The organism is Ruminococcus sp. zg-924, assembly GCF_024433635.1.
Lineage (GTDB): Bacteria > Bacillota > Clostridia > Oscillospirales > Acutalibacteraceae > UBA7067.
In genome coordinates this window covers 61,058-83,000 of record NZ_WNJZ01000012.1, presented here as the reverse complement: position 1 = coordinate 83,000, position 21,943 = coordinate 61,058, and the positions used below count along the sequence as shown (strand labels likewise).

The 21,943-nt window shown below is 44.3% G+C and carries 19 protein-coding genes; 9 read left to right on the top strand and 10 right to left on the bottom strand.

Going from position 1 to position 21,943, the window contains the following annotated elements; genetic code table 11:
- Positions 1 to 62: 62 nt before the first annotated feature.
- Positions 63 to 1,643 carry a sodium:solute symporter gene (locus tag GMA13_RS07115; protein ID WP_255883414.1) on the bottom strand — a complete coding sequence of 527 codons (1,581 nt, stop codon included), beginning with the start codon at positions 1,641 to 1,643 and terminating at the stop codon, positions 63 to 65.
- Positions 1,644 to 2,115: 472 nt separating this feature from the next.
- Here GMA13_RS07115 and nuoE point away from each other — a divergent pair, with 472 nt between their 5' ends.
- Genes nuoE through GMA13_RS07090 form a run of 5 tightly spaced genes read left to right on the top strand, consistent with a single transcriptional unit; the run spans position 2,116 to position 7,071 of the window.
- A complete protein-coding gene (gene nuoE / locus GMA13_RS07110) occupies positions 2,116 to 2,610 on the top strand; it encodes an NAD(P)H-dependent oxidoreductase subunit E (protein ID WP_255883413.1) in 495 nt (164 codons plus the stop codon).
- Positions 2,610 to 3,158 carry an ATP-binding protein gene (locus tag GMA13_RS07105; protein WP_255883412.1) on the top strand — a complete coding sequence of 183 codons (549 nt, stop codon included), beginning with the start codon at positions 2,610 to 2,612 and terminating at the stop codon, positions 3,156 to 3,158. The genes nuoE and GMA13_RS07105 overlap by 1 nt, the downstream gene beginning before the upstream one ends.
- Positions 3,142 to 3,507 carry a ferredoxin gene (locus GMA13_RS07100; protein WP_255883411.1) on the top strand — a complete coding sequence of 122 codons (366 nt, stop codon included), beginning with the start codon at positions 3,142 to 3,144 and terminating at the stop codon, positions 3,505 to 3,507. The genes GMA13_RS07105 and GMA13_RS07100 overlap by 17 nt, the downstream gene beginning before the upstream one ends.
- A 16-nt stretch (positions 3,508 to 3,523) precedes the next feature.
- Positions 3,524 to 5,311 carry an NADH-quinone oxidoreductase subunit NuoF gene (locus GMA13_RS07095; RefSeq protein WP_255883410.1) on the top strand — a complete coding sequence of 596 codons (1,788 nt, stop codon included), beginning with the start codon at positions 3,524 to 3,526 and terminating at the stop codon, positions 5,309 to 5,311.
- A gap of 17 nt (positions 5,312 to 5,328) precedes the next feature.
- On the top strand, positions 5,329 to 7,071 hold the full coding sequence (locus tag GMA13_RS07090; RefSeq protein ID WP_255883409.1) for an NADH-dependent [FeFe] hydrogenase, group A6: 1,743 nt from the start codon (positions 5,329 to 5,331) through the stop codon (positions 7,069 to 7,071).
- 102 nt (positions 7,072 to 7,173) lie between these two features.
- Here GMA13_RS07090 and GMA13_RS07085 read toward each other — a convergent pair whose 3' ends face one another.
- Positions 7,174 to 7,389 (bottom strand): helix-turn-helix domain-containing protein, encoded by a 216-nt coding sequence (locus tag GMA13_RS07085; RefSeq protein ID WP_255910667.1) that lies wholly within the window; start codon positions 7,387 to 7,389, stop codon positions 7,174 to 7,176.
- A gap of 85 nt (positions 7,390 to 7,474) precedes the next feature.
- On the opposite strand from GMA13_RS07085, the gene GMA13_RS07080 reads away from it, so the two are divergent.
- A complete protein-coding gene (locus GMA13_RS07080; protein WP_255883407.1) occupies positions 7,475 to 7,807 on the top strand; it encodes a DUF2493 domain-containing protein in 333 nt (110 codons plus the stop codon).
- A 92-nt stretch (positions 7,808 to 7,899) separates the two neighbouring features.
- On the opposite strand, the gene GMA13_RS07075 is transcribed toward GMA13_RS07080, so the two are convergent.
- From GMA13_RS07075 to uvrB, 3 genes are all read right to left on the bottom strand, one after another.
- A complete protein-coding gene (locus GMA13_RS07075; RefSeq protein WP_255883406.1) occupies positions 7,900 to 10,134 on the bottom strand; it encodes a DNA gyrase subunit A in 2,235 nt (744 codons plus the stop codon).
- Between the two features lie 16 nt (positions 10,135 to 10,150).
- Entirely contained in the window at positions 10,151 to 12,136 is a 1,986-nt protein-coding gene (locus GMA13_RS07070; protein ID WP_255883405.1) for a type IIA DNA topoisomerase subunit B, read from the bottom strand.
- Between the two features lie 105 nt (positions 12,137 to 12,241).
- Positions 12,242 to 14,206, bottom strand: a complete 1,965-nt coding sequence (gene uvrB, locus GMA13_RS07065; RefSeq protein ID WP_255883404.1) for an excinuclease ABC subunit UvrB — start codon at positions 14,204 to 14,206, stop codon at positions 12,242 to 12,244.
- A gap of 303 nt (positions 14,207 to 14,509) precedes the next feature.
- Between uvrB and GMA13_RS07060 the strand changes: the two genes are divergently transcribed.
- From GMA13_RS07060 to GMA13_RS07050, 3 genes are all read left to right on the top strand, one after another.
- A complete protein-coding gene (locus GMA13_RS07060) occupies positions 14,510 to 15,097 on the top strand; it encodes a hypothetical protein (protein ID WP_255883403.1) in 588 nt (195 codons plus the stop codon).
- A gap of 127 nt (positions 15,098 to 15,224) precedes the next feature.
- Positions 15,225 to 15,785: a class D sortase gene (locus GMA13_RS07055; RefSeq protein ID WP_255883402.1), complete on the top strand. Its 561-nt coding sequence runs from the start codon at positions 15,225 to 15,227 to the stop codon at positions 15,783 to 15,785.
- Positions 15,786 to 15,801: 16 nt separating this feature from the next.
- Positions 15,802 to 16,665: a hypothetical protein gene (locus tag GMA13_RS07050; RefSeq protein ID WP_255883401.1), complete on the top strand. Its 864-nt coding sequence runs from the start codon at positions 15,802 to 15,804 to the stop codon at positions 16,663 to 16,665.
- Between the two features lie 76 nt (positions 16,666 to 16,741).
- Here GMA13_RS07050 and nudC read toward each other — a convergent pair whose 3' ends face one another.
- From nudC to secD, 5 genes are all read right to left on the bottom strand, one after another.
- Positions 16,742 to 17,581: an NAD(+) diphosphatase gene (gene nudC, locus GMA13_RS07045; protein WP_255883400.1), complete on the bottom strand. Its 840-nt coding sequence runs from the start codon at positions 17,579 to 17,581 to the stop codon at positions 16,742 to 16,744.
- A 15-nt stretch (positions 17,582 to 17,596) separates the two neighbouring features.
- Positions 17,597 to 18,415, bottom strand: a complete 819-nt coding sequence (locus GMA13_RS07040) for a metal ABC transporter permease (protein ID WP_255883428.1) — start codon at positions 18,413 to 18,415, stop codon at positions 17,597 to 17,599.
- 49 nt (positions 18,416 to 18,464) lie between these two features.
- Positions 18,465 to 19,247: a metal ABC transporter ATP-binding protein gene (locus GMA13_RS07035; protein ID WP_255883399.1), complete on the bottom strand. Its 783-nt coding sequence runs from the start codon at positions 19,245 to 19,247 to the stop codon at positions 18,465 to 18,467.
- Between the two features lie 200 nt (positions 19,248 to 19,447).
- Positions 19,448 to 20,425, bottom strand: a complete 978-nt coding sequence (gene secF / locus GMA13_RS07030; protein ID WP_255883398.1) for a protein translocase subunit SecF — start codon at positions 20,423 to 20,425, stop codon at positions 19,448 to 19,450.
- Positions 20,422 to 21,816, bottom strand: coding sequence for a protein translocase subunit SecD (gene secD / locus GMA13_RS07025; RefSeq protein ID WP_255883397.1), 1,395 nt, complete (start codon positions 21,814 to 21,816; stop codon positions 20,422 to 20,424). Before secD ends, secF begins: the two co-directional genes overlap by 4 nt.
- Positions 21,817 to 21,943: the final 127 nt, after the last annotated feature.

Below are 21,943 nucleotides of genomic sequence, written 5' to 3'. Positions count from 1 at the left end.
TTCTGCACAGCAAGGCTGCGAAAAGCTTTACCGCTCCGCAGCCTCTCTTATATTACATTATTTTACACTGTTTGTTTGAATTCGTCAAATAATTTATCTATTTCCTTTTGATTTTTGTTTCTTGTAACAAGACTTGCTATCGGAACCTCTATAAGTCCGAGTATCATTGCGATTGCACCCCAGGTTATTGGTGAAGCAAGATTAAGCGGAAGCGAAGCCGCCCACTTTGTAAGCTCCGGGAAGAGTCCGACATTGAACAGTACCATTGAAACAACGGTTAAAAGCACGCCTGTTGCAAAGCTGAGCCAGACCGAAGCCTTTGTAATTTTCTTTGAGAAAAGGCCGTACAAAAACGGAGCAAGGAACGCACCCGCAAGAGCACCCCAAGAGATTGACATAAGTGCGCTGATATTGATGCCCATAGCGTTGAGGTCGTTCTTGAAAATTGCTATGATAACCGAGATTATAAGGAACACAGCGATGAAGATTCTCATTGTAAGAACCTGCTTTTTCTCACTCATACCCTTTTTGCAAAACGGCTTAATCATATCAATAGTGAGAGTTGAGCTTGACGTCAGCACAAGGCTTGCAAGCGTTGACATTGAAGCCGAAAGCACCAGAACAACAACTATACCGAACAGAACATCAGGCACTGCGCTTTGCAGAATAGCCGGAACAATTGAGTCAAAGTCCGGCTTTCCGTTAGCAAGTACGGAAATAGCTGTCTTTCCCTCTTCGCCTGTAACTGTTGCGAAAAGTCTGCCGAATCCGCCAAGGAAATATGAGCCGCCTGCAACAACAACCGCAAACAGTGTTGAAATAATTGTGCCTCTCTTGATAGCCTTTTTATCCTTAATAGCGTAGAACTTCTGAACCATCTGCGGCAAACCCCACGTGCCGAGAGATGTTAAAATAACAACTGCAATAAGGTTAATCGGGTCCGGTCCGAAGATTGAGGCATATGCGCCTGTGTCGCCGTTTGCCGTCGGAATAAGCGACATATTCTCAAGAGCCTGCGAAAGTCCGCCCTGATTGTTAATAGCACAGAAGATAACAGCCGTAATACCAAACAGCATTATAATTCCCTGAATAAAATCATTTACCGCAGTTGCCATATATCCGCCGAGGATAACATATACTGCTGTGAGAAGTGCCATAACAATTATCCACACATTATAGTCAATGCCTGAAAAAGCAGATGCAAACAGGGTTGAAAGTCCGTTGTAAACAGACGCTGTGTACGGAATCAAAAAGACAAACACTATAAGCGCCGCCGCAATCTTAAGCGACTTTGACATATATCTCTTTTCAAAGAATTCCGGCATTGTAGATACATTAAGCTGTTTTGTCATTCTGCGAGTGCGGTCACCTAAAATCGCCCAAGCAAGCAGACTGCCTATCACCGCATTGCCAATACCTATCCACGTTGAAGCTACACCGTAGCTCCAGCCGAATTGTCCGGCATAACCAATGAATATAACAGCGGAAAAGTATGATGTACCGTATGCAAAGGCTGTCATCCAGCCGCCGACATTTCGTCCGCCAAGTACAAATTCGCTTACGTTGGTTGTTCTTCTACGGCAGTAAACGCCGATAGCAACCATTGCAAGCAAATAAAGAATTAGTGTAAGCCACATAACCATAGGGTTCTACCTCCTGTTTCTTGTCGCAAACGGCAACAAATGAATAATTGAATAATGCATAATGAATAATCAGAATTAGAAATTCAGTATTATCACCGTCACTATACTTTATCGCTTTAAAGCGCCTAAGCTTTAAAGCTTGAAACGATTAAATTATACAACAATTTATAATTATTGCAATAACTTAAGTACATTTTTGTAGATAGTTACAATAACAAGAGGCTGTTGTAGTGCAATATGCAAATTTTTTCGATTTTTATTGTTATTATACATAAATATGCCGCCGCAAAATTGACTAAAAATACACCTATTATTATGTTAAACTTTCATAATATGAAATTTTTCTACAAAATTTATCAAATTAATCATAGACATTTTTGGGCTGTTGTAGTATGATTATTTCATATGGGTGCTATATATACTTGTATATAGCGCTATATAGCAACTGAATTAACCGCAAGGAGGAGCTAAGATGCAAAAAAAGATAAGCACAATTCCTTTCAACGGCACGCCTGAGCAGGAGGCGGAGCTTAAGAAAATTATTGAAAAGCATAAAGACGACCCCGGCGCTATTATGCCTGTTTTGCAGGAGGCGCAGGAGGTTTACGGCTATCTGCCCCGTGAGGTTCAGATTATTATTGCAGAGGGTTTGGGCGTTCCTGTTGAAGAGGTTTACGGCGTTTCAACCTTCTATTCGCAGTTCTCCCTCACTCCTAAGGGCAAGTACAACATCTCTGTATGTCTTGGTACTGCGTGCTATGTTAAAGGCTCAGGAAAGCTGATTGACGAGATAACAAAGAAGCTTGGCATAGGACCTGAGGAATGTACAGAGGACGGCAAGTTCTCTCTTACAGCCTGCCGCTGTATCGGTGCCTGCGGTCTTGCACCTGTTCTGACCGTTAATGACGAGGTTTACGGCAGACTTGTACCGGAGGATATTTCTGAAATTCTCGATAAGTACAATTAATGAACGAGCTTTCACTTTTTGTTCTTGACCTTGCCGAAAACTCTGTTGATTCGGGCGCACATAACATTGAAATCACAGTTTATGAACACCCCGACCGCTATGACATATCCGTTGCTGATGATGGGTGCGGTATGAGCGAAAAAGAGATAAGCCTTGCATTGAATACACAGTATTCAACCAAGGGTGATAACAGAGGAAACGGACTGCCGATGCTGAAGGCGTCAGCCGAAAAATCGGGCGGCGAAGTAATAATTCATTCGCAAAAGGACAAAGGAACAAGGGTTGAAGCGAAATTTTACAAAAACGGCTCTCCCGTATTGGGGGATATTAACAAAACGGTAAGACTTCTTACATTTTGCCACCCGTCTGTCGATTTTATCTTCAGGCGAATAAGCGGCGACAGGGAGCTTGTGCTTGATACCGAGCAGATAAAGGCGGCGGTAAATGATGCGCCAAACTGCCCGCAGGCGGCAAAATGGACAAGAGAATATTTAGATACTCAAACACAGATTATTTTTGGAGGTGCAGTTAATGAAATCAATGGCTGATTTGCAGGCTATAAGAGAAAACACAAGGCTTCAGCTCAATTTAAGACACGAAAGCCCCGATAATATTTCAATAAAGGTCGGTCTTGCAACCTGCGGCATTAACGCCGGAGCAAGAGAGGTTCTGAACACAATTGTTGAGGAAGCTGAGAAGAGAAAGCTTGAAAATGTTACGATAACCGCAATGGGCTGTATCGGTCTTTGCCAAAACGAACCGATAGTTGAGGTTCAGTTCCCCGGACAGGACAAGGTGACATATGTTGATATGACGCCGGAAAAAGCAGTGCGTGTTATTGAGGAGCATATAGTAAACAACAAAGCCGTCGATGAGTATACAATCGGCGCTAACTGATGAAGGAGGAAGATAAATGTATCGTTCCAATGTGCTTGTATGCGGCGGTACCGGTTGTACCTCCTCAAACAGCGGAGAGATTATTAAGGCTCTTGAAAGAGAAATTAAGGCAAAAGGTCTTGAAAAAGAGGTAGAGGTTATTAAAACAGGCTGCTTCGGACTTTGCGCTTTAGGCCCAATTATGATAGTTTACCCTGAGGGCAGCTTTTACAGCATGGTTAAGGTTGAGGATATTCCTGAAATTGTTGAAGAGCATTTGCTCAAGGGCAGAATTGTAACAAGACTTCTGTATCAGGAGACAGTTGACGGTGACAACATTAAATCGCTCAACGATACTCCGTTCTATGCAAAGCAGCAGAGAACAGCGCTGAGAAACTGCGGCGTTATCAATCCGGAATGTATAGACGAATATATTGCAATGGACGGCTACAAGGCACTTGAAAAGGTGCTTACAAGCATGACTCCGGAGCAGGTTATTGACGAGATAAAGGCATCAGGTCTTCGTGGCAGAGGCGGCGGCGGCTTCCCGACAGGACTTAAGTGGAGCTTTGCAGCAGCTCAGCAGGCTGACCAGAAGTATGTTTGCTGTAACGCCGACGAGGGTGACCCGGGCGCATTTATGGACCGCTCTATTCTTGAGGGCGACCCGCACACAGTTCTTGAGGCTATGGCTATTGCAGGTTATGCAATCGGCTCTACACAGGGCTATATTTATGTTCGTGCAGAATACCCGATAGCTGTTGAAAGACTCCGCATCGCTATTAATCAGGCTCACGAATACGGACTTTTGGGCAACAACATTTTCGGCACAGATTTCAGCTTTGACGTTCAGCTAAGACTTGGCGCAGGCGCATTTGTATGCGGCGAGGAAACAGCACTTATGACTTCAATTGAGGGCAACAGAGGCGAGCCGAGACCTCGTCCGCCGTTCCCTGCTGTTAAGGGTCTGTTCCAAAAGCCTACAATTCTTAACAACGTAGAAACATACGCAAATATCTGTCAGATTATATTAAAGGGTGCCGATTGGTTTAACAGCGTTGGCACAGAGAAGTCTAAGGGCACAAAGGTATTCGCTCTCGGCGGCAAGATTGCACACACAGGCCTTGTTGAGGTTCCTATGGGTACAACCCTGCGTGAGATCGTTGACGAAATCGGCGGCGGCGTTCCGAACGGCAAGAAGTTCAAGGCTGCTCAGACCGGTGGTCCGTCGGGCGGCTGTATTCCTGCCGAGCACTTCGACGTTCCGATTGATTACGACAACCTTATTTCCATTGGCTCAATGATGGGCAGCGGCGGACTTATTGTAATGGACGAAACAACCTGTATGGTTGATATTGCAAAGTTCTTCCTTGAGTTCACTGTTGACGAGAGCTGCGGCAAATGTACGCCTTGCAGAATCGGCACAAAAAGACTTCTTGAAATGCTTGAAAAGATTACATCGGGCAACGGCACGATGGAGGACCTCGACAAGATGGAGAAGCTGTGCTACTACATAAAGGAAAACGCACTTTGCGGACTTGGCCAGACTGCTCCTAACCCTGTTCTGTCAACACTTCACTTCTTCCGTGACGAGTATGTTGCACACGTTAAGGACAAGAAATGCCCTGCCGGCGTATGTAAGAAGCTGTTACAGTACAGTGTTGTTGAGGACAAGTGTCGTGGCTGCACAGCCTGCGCAAGAGTTTGTCCTGTTGGCGCTATCAGCGGCAAGGTTAAGGAGCCGCACAAGATTGACGCAACTAAGTGCATTAAGTGTGGCGCTTGTATGGAAAAATGTAAGTTTGGCGCAATTGTAAAGGGTTAAGAGAGGAGTGTGGCAAAATGGAAATGATAAACATTAAAATTAACAATATCCCCTTAAGCGTTGAAAAGGGAACAACTATTTTAGAGGCAGCCGCTCAGGTTGGCATCAATATCCCCACACTCTGCTTTTTAAAGGATATAAATGAAATCGGCGCCTGCCGTATGTGCGTTGCCGAGGTTAAGGGCGCAAGAAGCCTTGTTGCTTCGTGCGTTTACCCGATAGAGCGTGAGGGCACAGAGATTTTCACTAATACAAAGAAGGTTCAGGATTCAAGAAGAACTACTCTTGAGCTTATTCTCTCAAACCACGAAAGAAAGTGCCTGTCCTGTCCTCGCAGCGGCTCTTGTGAGCTTCAGAAAATGTGCTATGAGTTCGGCGTTGAGGACGAATGCCGCTTTGACGGCGACAACCCGAAGGTGAAGTATGATGATTCTACACCTCACCTTATCAGAAACAACAGCAAGTGCGTTCTTTGCCGCCGCTGTGTTGCAGCCTGCAATGATCAGTTTGTAGGCGTAATCGGCGCAAACAACCGTGGCTTTGACACTGAAATTGGCTGTTATTTCAACACAGATTTGAACAGTACCTCCTGTGTATCCTGCGGTCAGTGTACTGCTGTTTGCCCGACAGGTGCGCTTGTTGAAAAGGATCAGACTCAGCTTGTGTTCGACGCATTGGACGACCCCGAAAAGTATGTTGTCGTTCAGACAGCTCCGGCTATCAGAGCAACACTTGGCGAGTGCTTCGATATGCCTATTGGCACAAACGTAAAGGGCAAGATGGTTACTGCGCTTAAGATGCTCGGCTTTGATAAGGTGTTTGACACCGACTTCGGCGCTGACCTCACAATTATGGAAGAGGCTAACGAGTTTATTGAAAGAGTTCAAAACGGCGGCACTCTGCCGATGATTACCTCCTGCTCGCCAGGCTGGGTTAAGTTCTGCGAATATTATTATCCTGAGCTTTTGCCAAACCTTTCAAGCTGCAAGTCACCTCAGCAGATGACAGGCGCTATGATAAAGACCTACTACGCTCAGAAAGAGGGCATTGACCCTGCAAATATTGTGGTAGTTTCAATTATGCCCTGCACAGCTAAGAAATTCGAGGTTAACCGTGACGACCAGAACGCCGCAGGTGTTCCTGACGTTGACATTGCTCTTACAACAAGAGAGCTTGCAAAGATGATTAAGGCACAGCAGATTCAGTTCACAAAGCTTCCTGACAGTGACTTCGACCCTGCTCTTGGCATAACAACAGGTGCTGCGGCTATTTTCGGCGCAACAGGCGGCGTTATGGAGGCTGCTCTGCGTACAGCTGCCGACACTCTCACAGGTCAGTCACTTGATGAGGTTGATTATAAAGAGGTCAGAGGCACAGACGGCATCAAGGAGGCTTCTTACAATGTTGCAGGTCTTGAGGTTAAGGTTGCGGTAGCAAGCGGACTTAAGAATGCAGCTAAAATTCTTGACAAGGTTAAATCAGGCGAGGCTGACTATCAGTTTATTGAGATTATGTGCTGTCCCGGCGGCTGTGTAAACGGCGGCGGTCAGCCAATTCAGCCGGCAAGCGTTCGCAACTTTACAGACCTTAAGGCAGAGCGTGCAAAGGCTCTTTATGATGAGGACGCTAATCTTCCGCTTAGAAAGTCACACGACAGCCCGATTATTAAGCAGGTTTACGAGGAATTCCTCGAAAAGCCGGGCAGTCACAAGGCGCACGAGATTCTGCACACAACATATGTTGCAAGAAAGAAATTCTAATTCAAGTTTGATAGAATAAAAAAACAACAGGGGCTGTACGCAAGTACGGTCCTTGTTGTTTTCAAAGCAAAATAACCGCCCTGTACTCATGATACAGAACGGTTATTTATTGATTTCAGGATTGTCTGTTCTCTCAAGAATATAGTCAACGCTCACATCATAAACGTCAGCTAAAGCCGAGAGAATATGCGGCGGTATAATATGCTCGCCGGATTCATAATACGCATAATTTCTTTGTGTTATATTAATCATTTTCCCTATTTGCGACTGGGTATAATCGTGGTCTTCACGCAAATCACGAATTCTTTTATATTTCAAGGCAATCACCAAAATTAGTATATCAAGAACAGCTTATTCTATTGACATTTAGATTATATTGTTCTAAGATATACTTGGTGATTATATGAAAGTTGCAGTAATAGGTTCAAGAACTCTAACAGTAAACAATTTACAGGATTATCTTCCGCATAATACAGATGAAATTGTGTCCGGAGGTGCTATTGGCATTGATAGCTGTGCCAAAAAATACGCTACTAAAAATAAGATAAAATATACAGAATTTTTACCCGACTATAAATCATACGGAAGAAGCGCACCGCTAAAGAGGAATATACAGATAATTGACTATTCTGATATGATTCTTGCTTTTTGGGACGGTAAATCAAGAGGAACACAACACGTTATAAAATGTTGTATGGAAACAGGCAAAAAAATTAAAATATTTAAAAAAAGATAACCGCCCTGTACTCATCATACAGAACGGTTAAATAAAACCGGTAAAAATGAAGTGCGTGCGGCTTTTACCCCTCCCTATAAACAAGAGGGTTTTTATATAATCGTCAGCTGCTGTGCCTCGTCCTCTGCGGCAGGAAATGCGCCGAGGGCCGGCAGAGTTTTGCTGCGGTAGCGAGTTGGCTTTTCAAATCTGCCGTCGACATACGGCTCAATGCTCATAACACGCTGACCCTTTTTAAGACGCATTACGGAAACGCCCTGTGTGCTTCGTGTTGATTTTTGCGCTAAAAGAGCCGAGTTGAACAACAACATTCTTCCGGAGGACGCAGTCAACACAAACTCGCCCTCGTCCTGAGTCAGAGCAATTGCAGCTATCGGCGACTTATCGCTGTATGCGCCCGTCAGCTTTTTGCGGTTGGTTTTTGTTGCGTACAAATCAAGGCTAAGCTTTGCCACCTTGCCATTATCAAAAACAAACAGTAAAATGCCCTTATAGTCCTTTGTGACTATCATCTCAATAGCCTGCTCACCCTCATCCATACCGAGCTTAGCAGGAATATAATCACCCATAACGCTCGCCTTTGTGTCGGCAAAATCATTCGCCCTCGCCTTATAAACCTGACATTTATTCGTAAAGAACAAAAGCTCAGCCGAGTTTGTTGTTTCAAAAGACAGCCGTATTTTGTCGCCGTCCTTTAGCTTTTGTTCACCGCTCATTCTAAGCGACAAAGGAGTAATTTTTTTGAAATAGCCCTCTTTTGTGAAGAACAAGTTCACCGGATAGTCGGGTATCTCCTCTGCCTCCTCAATCTGCTCAATATCGCTTGCATAAACAAGTATGCTTCGGCGTGGCTGGCCGTATTTTTCAGCGACAGCTTGAAGCTCCTTGATAATAATGTTCTTAACCTTTGTCTTGCTCGCAAGTATTGCTTCAAGCTCAGCAATACTCTTTTCAAGCTCGTCAACTTCAGTTGTACGCTTTAAAATGTACTCTCTGTTCAAGTGGCGAAGCTTGATTTCGGCAACAAACTCAGCCTGAATCTCGTCAATGCCAAAGCCTATCATAAGATTAGGAACAACCTCGGATTCCTCGGCAGTTTCCCTTACAATTCTGACAGCCTTGTCTATATCAAGCAAGATAAGCTTCAAGCCCTGTAAAAGGTGAAGCTTGTCTTTCTTTTTGTGCAAGTCAAAGTAAACCCTGCGGCGAACACATTCAATGCGGAATGCAGTCCACTCCTGCAAAAGCTCACGCACGCCAAGAACTCTTGGGGTTCCGGCGATAAGCACGTTGAAGTTACAGCTGAAGCTGTCCTCAAGCGTAGTCAGCTTGTAAAGCCTCTGCATCAGCTTGTCGGGGTCTGTTCCTCTTTTGAGGTCGATTGTAATCTTAAGACCGTCAAGACCCGTTTCGTCACGCACATCTGAAATTTCCTTGACCTTGCCCGCCTTAACAAGGTCGATTATCTTCTCAATTATCGCCTCGCTCGTTGTTGTAGGGGGAATACCCACAACGTCAATGCAGTTTGCACTCTTATCGTATGAATAGCGTGAGCGAACCTTAAAGCTGCCTCTGCCCGTTTTGTAAATGTTGTCGAACACACTTTTATCATATATTATCTGTGCGCCGCCGATAAAATCAGGCGCGGGCATAGTGTCCGATATATTGTGCTCCGAATCCTTTATTAATGCAATAGTGGTTTCACAGACCTCTTTCAAATTGAACGAGCAAATAGAGCTTGCCATACCAACTGCAATACCTGTATTTGCGTTAACAAGCACTGACGGATAAGTTGCAGGCAGCAGAGAAGGCTCTTTCATAGTATTGTCATAGTTATCAACAAAATCAACAGTGTCCTTGTCAATGTCACGGAAAAGCTCGTTGCAAATTGGGTCGAGCTTTGCTTCGGTATAACGTGAAGCCGCCCAAGCCATATCTCTGCTGTAAAACTTACCAAAGTTACCCTTTGAGTCAACATACGGGTGCAACAGCGCTTCATATCCTCGGCTGAGTCGAACCATAGTGTCATAAATTGCCGCATCACCGTGCGGGTTTAGCTTCATTGTCTGTCCAACAATATTCGCAGACTTCGTTCTTGCGCCTGTGAGCAGTCCCATTTTATACATAGTGAACAGCAGCTTTCTGTGGCTCGGCTTGAAGCCGTCTATCTCAGGAATGGCACGAGATAAAATTACACTCATGGCATAGGGCATATAGTTTTCCTCAAGTGTTGTCGGAATCTCCTGCTCTACAACCGTTCCTGCTCCGTTTATAACACCGTGAACCTTAGCTTCTGCTCGTGGCGCTTCCTTCTTCTTTCTTGCCATAACCTCTCCCCCTTTCTCAGCTCAAATCAAGATTATCAATGTATCTCTCGCCGTTTTCTATAATAAATTCCTTACGACCGTTCAAGTTATCGCCAAGCAGAATGTCAAACATTCTTGCACTTTGCTCAACATCGCCGGGAAGTACCTTGATGAGTCGGCGTGTGTTCGGATTCATTGTTGTCATATTCATCATTTCAGGCTCGTTTTCACCGAGTCCCTTTGAACGCTGAATTGTGAACTTACCGTCTATCTGCTTCAGGAACTGCTCCTTCTCACTCTCATTGTAAGCAAAATACACATCATTTTTCGACGTAATTTCATAAAGCGGCGACTCCGCAATAAACACCTTTCCCTCATCTATAAGGGTCGGGGTCAAACGGTAAATCATAGTAAGTACAAGTGTACGAATCTGGAATCCGTCAACATCGGCATCGGTGCATATGATAACCTTGTTCCAGCGCAGGTTGTTAATGTCAAAGGTTGAAAGCTCCTTGTTGGCCTTTGTCTTAACCTCAACGCCACAGCCGAGAACCTTAAGCAAATCTGTGATGATTTCGCTCTTGAAAATCTTGTCATAGTCAGCCTTAAGACAGTTGAGTATTTTACCTCTGATTGGCATAATTGCCTGAAAATCAGGGTTTCGTGCCTGCTTACAAGCGCCGAGAGCCGAATCACCCTCAACAATAAACAGCTCACGCTCCGCCTTGTCACGACTTCTGCAATCAACAAACTTGGCAACCCTTGATGTCATGTCCATTTTACTGGACAGGTTCTTCTGTATATTAAGCCTTGTTTTTTCTGCGCTTTCACGGCTTCTCTTGTTGATAAGCACCTGTGCGGCAATCTTATCCGCTTCAAGCGGATTCTCTATAAAATACACCTCAAGCTTATGTCGCAAAAACTCCGTCATAGCCTGCTGTATACCCTTATTTGTTATCGCCTTTTTCGTCTGGTTAGCGTATGAGGTTATGCTTGAAAATGACGAGCCGATAAGCACAAGGCAGTCCTCAACGTCGGCAAATTTAATCTTGCTTTCGTTTTTATTGTACTTTCCGTTCTGTTTTAAGTACGAGTCAATCTGATATACAAAGGCGTTCTTAACCGCCAAGTCCGGCGAGCCGCCATGCTCAAGCCAGCTTGAGTTGTGGTAATACTCGGTAAGGCTCACCTTGTTTGAAAAGGTCAGCGCAAAACTCATTTTCACCCTGTATTCCGGCTTGTCGTCACGGTCTTTGCACATACTCTCACCCTGCCAAGTCTGCACAGAGGTAAGCGCCAAGTCTTTTGTAATTTCCTCAACATAATCCGTTATGCCGTTTTTATAGTTGTACTCATAAGTTTCAAATGTTTTGCCCTTTTGAATTTTCAACGTAAAGTTCACGCCTGCGTTTACAATAGCCTGACGCTTCAGCGTATCTTCAAAGTACTCGGCAGGCACGTTAATGTCTGTAAAAACCTCAATGTCGGGCTTCCATTTTATTCTTGTACCCGTGTCCTTTTTATCGTACTTTTCTTTTTTAAGTCCGCCAATATTTTCGCCTTTTTCAAAGTGCAGAGTATAGCGGTATCCGTCACGGCGGATATCAACGTCCATATATTCCGATGAATACTGGGTTGAACACAAACCAAGCCCGTTTAAGCCGAGTGAAAACTCATAACTTTCACTGTCCGTATTATTGTACTTGCCGCCTGCGTAAAGTTCGCAAAAAACAAGCTCCCAATTATATTTCTGCTCGTTGTTGTTATAGTCAACAGGAATACCTCGCCCAAAGTCCTCAACCTCTATTGAGCCGTCCTCAAACTTAGTTATATTAATCTGTTTGCCAAAGCCCTCTCTTGCCTCGTCAATTGAGTTTGACAAAATCTCAAAGACGCTGTGGCAACAGCCGTCAAGACCGTCAGAGCCAAAAATAACCGCCGGACGTTTTCTTACTCTGTCGGCTCCTTTTAATGAAACTATGCTGTCGTTGCCGTATTCCTGCGTTTGTTTTTTCCTTGCCATTATTCTGACCACAAACTCCTTTTGTATTCGATATTTTATTTCTCTGTTTTACTGCAACTGGGTTTTAGTTAGCCTCCCTTGTTAAAGGAAGATAAATCTTAAGGCTTACTTCTCTCCTCGCAGCTTCTTTATCTTATCCCTCAAATACGCTGCGTGCTCAAATTCAAGCAGCTTTGCCGCTGCCTTCATTTCCTTTGTAAGCGAAACAATAAGCTCCTGCTTTTCCGCTTTTGTAAGCTGCTTTGTGTTCTTCGTTTTTTCGTGCTTGTCCTTGCTTGAAATTTCAAGCACATCGCTTACCTTTTTAACTATTGTTTTCGGCGTTATGCCGTGCTTCTTATTATATTCGTCCTGAATTTCACGGCGGCGGAGTGTTTCCTTAATAGCGCTTTCCATTGACGGCGTTACCGTATCGGCATACATTATAACCTCGCCGTTTGCGTTTCTGGCAGCTCTGCCGATTGTCTGAATAAGTGAACGCTCGCTCCTCAAAAACCCTTCCTTATCTGCGTCGAGAATAGCAACAAGCGAAACCTCCGGAATGTCAAGACCCTCACGCAGAAGGTTAATTCCCACAAGCACGTCAAACTCGCCAAGGCGCAAATCACGGATAATCTCCATTCTCTCCACAGTATCAATATCGTGGTGCATATAGCGCACTCTGATTCCGAAGTCTGAAAAATATGCGGTCAAATCCTCCGCCATCTTCTTTGTCAGCGTAGTAACAAGCACACGCTCGCCCTTAGCCGCCCTTTGGTTAATTTCGGACACAAGGTCGTCTATCTGACCGTCTGTCGGCCGAACAGAAATATTCGGGTCTAAAAGACCTGTCGGGCGAATCACCTGCTCGACAATCTGCGTTGAGTGTTCCTTCTCAAACTCGCCCGGAGTTGCGCTTACATAGACCGCCTGGTTAATTCTCTCATAAAACTCGTCAAAATTCAAGGGACGATTGTCGAACGCAGACGGCAGACGGAAGCCGTAATTCACAAGGTTTTCCTTTCTTGCTCTGTCACCGGCGTACATTCCTCTGACCTGTGGCAGAGTAACGTGCGACTCGTCAACAAACAGCAGAAAATCCTTTGGGAAGTAATCAAGCAGAGTATAAGGCGAGCTTCCGGGCGCTCTGCCGGAAATTATCCTTGAGTAGTTCTCTATTCCGGAGCAAAAGCCTATCTCCCTGAGCATTTCCATATCATAGCGTGTGCGCTGTTCAATTCGCTGTGCTTCAAGCAGCTTTCCGTGTGAGCGGAAGTATTCAAGACGGCTTTCAAGCTCCTCTTCAATGTCCATCAGCGCCTTGCTCATTCTCTCCTGAGGCACAATATAATGTGAGGCAGGATAAACTGCGGCGTGGCGCAAAGAACCAAGCACCTCGCCCGTAAGGGGGTTAAGCTCAGTTATTCTGTCGATTTCGTCGCCGAAGAACTCAACCCTCAAAATTCTGTCGCCGCTGCCTGCCGGAAAAATCTCAACAACATCTCCCCTGACCCTGAACTTGTTTCGGGTAAAGCTTATGTCATTTCTCTCATATTGCAGCTCCACAAGCTTTTGAAGCAGCTCGTCACGGTTTTTCTCCATACCGGGACGCAGGCTGATAACCATATTTCGGTAGTCAATTGGGTTACCAAGGGAGTATATGCACGAAACGCTTGACACTATTATAACATCACGCCGTTCCGAAAGCGCAAGCGTTGCGCTGTGGCGGAGCTTATCTATCTCGTCATTAATTGAGCTGTCCTTTTCAATATATGTGTCGGTCTGGGCAACATAAGCCTCAGGCTGATAATAGTCATAGTAAGACACAAAGTATTCCACCGCATTTTCGGGGAAGAACTCCTTGAACTCACTGCAAAGCTGAGCCGCCAAGGTTTTGTTGTGCGCCAGCACAAGGGTAGGGCGGTTTACACGCTCAATTACGTTTGCCATAGTAAAGGTTTTACCTGAGCCTGTAACGCCCAAAAGCGACTGCTCTCTGTCACCGTTTTGAATAGCTTTTACTATTGAATCAATAGCCTGCGGCTGGTCGCCTGTCGGGATAAATTTTGAATGAAGCTTAAAATCCGGCATTTCGCACTCCTCCTGACTTTTATATAATACGGTGTTTTATTTTCACCCACAGTTAAGTTTTATTATACCACAAGTCAGGAAATTTTTCAATTACTCACCCTTTACTCATTAACAAATCACACAATATATTGTGTATCTAAATACTGAAGCTGTCTAATGCTGATTTTTTAAAATTTTATATAAAAATCATTGGCTTTTTTGTTGACAAACAGAATTGCAAAGCGTATAATTAAGCTGATACAAAAATATAAGGAATACTGTAACCTTAACAATAATCTTTTTTTAGAAAGGAAGATTTAAATTATGAAAAAAATTGCAAAGGTTCTTTCATCTGCACTTCTTGCCGGCGTTATCGCTGTTTCTGCAACAGTCGCCGCTTCTGCTGCCGGAATTAACGCAGCCGAGCAGAAAATTCTTGACGAACTTCACACAACCGTTACAATGGACGGCGTTGAAAAGTCAATTCCTGCAAGCTATATCAATCAGGCAGAAAACTACTTTAACACAGTAGATTATACAGAAGAGCAAGCAGACGCAGTAATTGCCGGTATTGAGGACGCTAAGGCATACATTGAAAGCATTGGCATTGCTCATATGACAGATCTCACAGTAGATCAGGCAAACACTCTCGTTGCTAAGATTAACACAGCACTTTCTCCGGTTGGTCTTACCCTTTCTTACACAAAAGCAACCGGTGCTGTAAGCATTGTTGACACAAACGGTAAGGTGGTATTCAGTGCTAACTTTGGCAGCGGCGCAGGCAACGACCCAATTAAAACAACAGGCGCAGACTTTAACGTTCCGGGCGTTATTTCTGTTGCAGGTGTTGGCGTTCTTCTTGTTTCAGCCGCAGGTGTTTATCTCTTCAAGGCTAAGAAGAATGAAGCATAATCATAACCATTCAAAACGCCACTCTTTTAATGGGAAGAATTTTATAATTCTTCCCATTATCTTTTGTGCAGCAATATACCTTATCTGTTTCTTTGCCCTTTCCCCATCATTGTCAGGGCTTGTTTCTATGGGCAGTCTGTTTTTCTCAAACACGGAGAAAAATTTCTCCGAGAAATACAACAACATCTTTGTTCCCGTTAATGAGGAAACAAAACCTGTTGAAAACAAGGAAACAATAAAGCTTTCCGAAATTGAGTTTCCAAGCTACGGCGACCAGTTTGGCGAGCTTATTATCGAGGATTGTCAAATAAACACCAAACTGTTTTTCGGTGACAACGATATTGCTCTTAACAACGGCGTAGGACTTTATAACGGCAGCGCAATTCCCGGATATGGCAAAACAATTCTTATAGGCGGCCACAACAACACCTACTTCAACGGTCTTAAGTACGCTCAAACAGGCCAGCAGATTTTGATAAGAACAAGCTACGGCAACTACAAATATGAAATAACAGACGTTCAAATCAAGAATTATAACGACAAGTCGGCTTATGACCTCGCAGCCGACAAGGAAAATCTGATTTTATACACCTGCTACCCGTTTGACGAGCTTGGGCTTACTCCTAAAAGATGCTTTGTATACGCAAAGCCGCTTTCGAGCAATATTCAGATAGATAAAACAAAATGAAGGCGAGGTCAGAAAAATGTCTTATAATTCACACAGCAGGCAAAAATCCAAGGTTAAGCCCATAATATACGGCTTGCTTTCATTTATGCTTGCGTTTGTACTTTTTCTGCTCAGCGTGTTTATGGTTTTGGAAACCACAGTTTTCTCACAGGATTATATGCTGAGCAAAATGGCGGAAACAGGCTATTACTCAATGCTTGAAGACGAGCTGAAAACCGAGCTTAAAAGCCTTGGCAATGCAAGCGGACTTGACGAAAGCTTCGCCGAGGACTTCGTAAACAGCCTTGATATTACGGAAATTGAGAAACAATATATTTCTGCATTCTACTGCGGCGATAAAACGCTTGTTAACACAACGGAGTTTAAGCAGCAGCTTTATGCTGCTCTTGATAAGTATATGGACGATAACGGAATTGACAAGAGCAAAACCTCACAGGAGAACCTTGACTACTTTGTTGAGCAGGCATGCGAAAGATACGTTACACAGGTTTCAATTCCGTTTTTCTCTTTCGTTGCAAACTATATTTACAACGCTTCAAAACCCGTTGTGATAATAACAATATCTCTTGCTGCGGCTGCGCTTATTATCAGCGCAATAATAGCGTTTACCAACAAATTTAAGCACAGACGCTACCGCTACCTTTGCTACGGCTGTGCCGGAGCTTTTATTTCGGTTACTCTTGTCCCTACCGTGGTGTTGCTTTCGGGCAAAATATCGCAAATTAACATAAATACCCGTTCGCTTTACAATCTCTTTGTAGGCTACGCAAACGGTATATTTATGTACTTCTTCATCTACTCGGCTATTCTGCTTGTATTATCCTTCGTGACATTTGTGCTTTACAGAAGGCACTACTACAAGGCAATAAACCACAGCTAATCAATATAACAACGAAAATGGCTGCATCACTCGGAACTAAATCCGTTTGATACAGCCTTTTTATTGCCAATCTCTTTTAGTTTGCGTTTGGTATTAATGTTCTGAAATGCTCAATCATTTCGCTTGTCAGGCTTATGCTTAAATCAGTAGGCGGCAGCTCGCTGCGGTGAAACCACTTTGCCTTTGACAGCTCCGCCTCATCAATATTCAGCTTATCGCTGCCGTCCAGACGGGCAAAGTATCCGAGCAAAAGCGTTCCCGTAAAGCCCCAGGGTTGGCTTTTGTAGTAAGTTATGTCCTTTACCTTAAGCCCTACCTCCTCCATCACCTCACGGCGAACCGTTTCCTCTGCGCTCTCCCCTGTTTCACAGTAGCCTGCGACGAGTGCATATTTTTTGTAGGAGCTGTGAGCACTGTTGTATTTCGTCAGCAGTAACCTGTCGCCGTCCGTAACGGCTACAATAACGCTCGGCGCAATTTGCGGATAGTAGGTTTTGCCGCAGCCATCACAGCACATTGCTCTTTCACTCTCACTGTGTTTTAATTGCGTACCGCAGCAGCCGCAAAATGTGTTGCAGCGGTAGAATCCGCTTATATGCTTGGCTGTAACAACGGCAAATGCCTTGTACTGCGGCTGAGCCGTTCTGAAACGCTGCATACCCTCAAGGCTGTATCCATCAGGCACGCTGAGAGAATCGAGATTCAACAGGAAAAACCTCTCATCGTTCATTCTGAAAAGATAGCGCATCTCATTCTTATGCTCCTTAAAATCTCCGACAGACGGAAAGAAAAATTCTCCTCCTTCAAAGCGTACAAGAGCACATTCGCCAACAAAGACAATCAGCGCACAGTCGTCCAGCGGCTGTGCGTTTTCGTATTCTATTTTAAGCTGAGCCGGAAAAATATCCTGAAGCATCAAATCTCACTCCTATTACCTTCCTCTAACCTTTGACAAAACGGTGAACACAAGGAACATTATCATATTCATAATAACAATCGTTGCACCTGTCGGCGTTTCAAGAAAGTACGAGCCGACAATGCCTGCAATAAAGCACACAACCGAAACAATTGATGAGCAGATTATTACCCTCTTATATGTTTTGCAAAGTCGCATTGATGTAAGCGCAGGGAAAATAATAAGGCTTGAAATTAAAAGTGTGCCCATTATGCGCATACCAATAACTATTGTAAGCGCAGTAAGAAGTGCGATAATCATATTATATGCACCGCTGTTCACACCGGTAGCCTTTGAAAAGCTCTCGTCAAAAGTGACAGCGAAAATTTTGCCGTAGAAAAAAATAAACATTATCAGCACAACAACCGACAGGCAGACGCTTAAAATTGCATCGCCCTCGCTTGTTGCAAGAATACTTCCGAATAAATAGTTGCTCAAATCAGTATTCATACCGTTGCCCGCCGTAGCAACAACAACACCTATTGCAAGCGCACCGCTTGAGATAATCGCAATAGCCGAGTCGCCCTTTATCTTACTGCTCTCACTCAGGCGCAAAAGCAGAAATGCGGAAATTACAACAACCGGAACAGACACCCATAACGGAGCAAGGTTGAACGCAGAGGCTATTGCAAGCGCACCAAAGCCAACATGCGACAGTCCGTCGCCTATCATGGCGTAACGCTTAAGTACAAGGCTAACGCCGAGTAAAGCCGCACACAGCGCAACAGGAACACCAACTATGAATGCCCTCTGCATAAATGAAAAGGACAGCATTTCTAAAAGCTCATTCATAATTTTATATAAACTCCTTCCGTAGATAAAGGTGAGGTTCAACGAGCATTTTTCAATTCTGCTCTCCGGTATAGTGCTTAATATGCGATACATCGTGATGATGCTTAGAATGTCTTTCGCAGCCCTCGCAGTGGCAGTTATGATACAAAAAGCGGCTGCCAATTTCGCTGTGGGTGTAGTCGGCGGTTGAGCCGAAAAACAGCTCCTTGTTACTCAAATGCAGAATATAGTCTGCCTTGTCAACCGCTGCAACAATATCGTGCGACACCATTATAACCGTTATTCCGTTTTCTTTGTTCAATTTCTTTATAATATCATACATCTCAGACGCCGCCAACGGGTCAAGTCCCGTAACAGGCTCGTCCAGGATAAGCAGCTTGCTTGTGGCGCAAAGTGCCCTTGCAAGCAGTACTCTCTGCTGCTGACCGCCCGACAGCTCTCTGTAACAGCGGTTTTTCAGCTTCATAATGCCCAGCCTCTCCATATTGTCGAGAGCCGCCTTCTTATCAGCTCTTGAATAAAACGGTGCAAAGCCTCTCTTGTTGAGCCTGCCCGACAGCACTACCTCATACACAGAGGCGGGAAAATCTTTTTGTGCGCCTGTCTGCTGCGGCAGGTAGCCTATTTCGTTTCTTTTGAGTCCGTCTGAGTAGATTATTTCTCCGCTTTTAAGCGGCTTTAATCCCAAAAGTCCCTTCATAAGCGTGCTCTTGCCCGACCCGTTTTCTCCGACAATGCACAGGTAGTCGCCGCTCTCAACACTGAAGCTCAGGCTGTCGAAAACGGTTACACCGTCATAGCTCATTGATATGTTTTTACACTCTATTATTGGCATTTTCTTTCCTCTTTTTCAGTTTATAAATTCCCAAATGGCAAGTCTGTGTTCTGTCAAGCTTTCAGCGATTTTTCATAATTCTTTCTGCGCAGCGGCACACACCGTTCCCTAAACCTGCTGATAATCACACTCAGAGCTAACACAAAAGGGCGTGTTGCCACGCCCTTTAAGTATAACATTATTTATTGTAATGTCAAATCTTATGCAGATTTCTTTCCCTTGCTCTTTTTGCGTTTTTCCCACATAACCCAAAGCGGTGTGGCAATAGCAATTGAAGAGTAGCAGCCTGAAATAAGACCAACCATAGTCGGCATAGCGAACTTTGTTACAGAGTCGAGATTGAAGATAATTCCGACTGTCAAAACGCAGCCAACTGCAAGCAAGGTTGAAATTGAGGTAAGAAGTGTTCTTCTGATAACCTGTGTGAGGCTTATGTTCGTAAGCACCGCAAGGTCAGTTCTGCCGCCGAGAATTTTGCGGTTCTCTCTGATTCTGTCATAAATAACGATTGTATCGTTAAGCGAGTAACCGAGAATCATAAGAACAACGGCTATAAAGTTACCGTCAAGCGGCATTCTCATAATTACATAGAAGAAGTAAATTACCAGAACATCGTGGAAGAGCGCTACAAGCGCCATCATACCTGCGGCAAGACCGCCGATTTTTTTGAATCTGAAGGTAACGTAAAGCACCATCAGCGCACAAGCTATTGCAACGGCTACAATACACTTTAAGAAGAACTTCCAGCCCATTGTAGATTCAACTGAGCTTGACTCGCTGTATTCAAAGTTGTTGTCCGGGAATGTCTTAGTAAGTGTTTCTGTAATAGCCTTCTGCTGCTCAAACTCAAGTGAATCTGTGCCTGTGAACTGGAGTGATACTATGTAATTATCGTCGCTGTTATCCTCGCCGGCAATCATATTCTTTGAAATAGAGAATGAGATTTCCTGCTCAGTTGCATTCTGAAGAACGTCCTTAAGCTGTTCCTCGTCTATTGCGCCGGTGTAGCTGTATTTTACTATTGCGCCGCCTGTAAACTGAATGTCAAGCTGAGTACCGAAAATAATGTTGCAGATAATACCAAGGGCAAATATTGCAAGCGAAATACCAAAGAAGATTTTCCTCTTGCCGAAAAAGTCAATCACCTTTTTTGGAGCTGTTTCTATAGTCTTGTTCATTTGCCAACACCTCCATACAAGAACTTTTTGCGGAAGATTTTGAAGCCTGAAATTGACTTAAGCATCAATCTTGACGCAAACACACCCATTACAAAGTTTGCTACAACGCCCATAAGCAGGGTGTAACCAAAGGCATATATTGTACCTGTTGTTGACTGTCCGAAGATAACGGAGAGAATGTTTGACGGGCCGAACACCAAAAGCAGGATAAGCGCAACTATAATAACCGTTACGTTACCGTCAAAGATAGCCGAGAAGCTGCTCTTTGAACCCTTGGCTATTGCTGTGTCAATAGTCTTTCCTGAGCGAAGCTCTTCTCTGATTCTCTCGGCTGTGATAATGTTAGCGTCAACGCCCATACCAATTGAAAGAATAAGACCCGCAATACCCGGAAGAGTCATTGTAAAGCTTGAGAATACCGGGAAGAAGCCGGATATTGTTGCAACCATCAAGCCAACCTGTCCGATAAGCGCAATTGACGCAACAAAACCTGGCAGACGGTATACAATAATCATAAGAAGCGCAAGAATTATAACTGCTGCAATTGCGGCGTAAGCCATAGCAGTAAGCGATGATGCGCCAAGAGTCGGGCTGATTGTTCCGAAGCTTGCGGTTTCAAGCTCAAACGGAAGCGCACCGGCGTTAATCTTGTTTGCAAGGTCGGTTGCCTCCTGCGCTGTAAAGTCACCCGTAATAGTAGCCTCGCCGTTTGAGATTACATCATTTACGGTCGGAGCAGACAACATAATGTCATCCATCCATATAGACACTGTCTTTTTTAAGTACTTTTCTGTGATGTCTTTAAAAATTGACGCATCTTTAAGAGTAAGCGATACCATATATTCCGCTGTACCCTTTGATGTATCCATAACAGGCTCAGCCTTTGCAACATTACTGCCGTCCATCAAAACCTCCTCGGTTTCGCCCGTAGGAGTTTTGCAAACCAAATTTCCATTTGCGTCACGCTCGGTTGACGCATAGGAATTACCCGGACGGAACGTAAGCAATGCAGTTGCCGAGATTTCCTCAATAGCCTTCTCGGGGTCAAAGTTTTCCTCGTCCTCTTTCCAAGGGAAACGAACAATAATGCGGTCTGATGAGCTGTCAGCGTAAAGCTCATAGTCTGTGATGTTGCTTGAAACAAGTCTTGTTTCAATAACCGCCTTAGCGGCTTCCATTTCCTCATCAGTAGCGTCAACATCGCCTGCCGGCTTAAAGGTAGCCTCAACGCCGCCCTTAATATCAATGCCCCAGCGAATGTCGTTTACGCCCTTGATAACAGTTGTCTTGATATCGCCGTACTGGGTTGTAAAGCCGAATATAGCGAAATAGCTCAAGGCAAGCACAAGGATTGCCACGATGAAGAATACCGGTTTTGACACTCTTTTCATGTGTGTGTATCCTCCAATACTGAATATAGCTCCGTGCAGAGCAAAACAAAACTCTGTTAGTTCGCTTTTACACGGACATAACAGAGTTATTATACGTTTTTTCCGACAAAAAGTCAATGGAACAGTA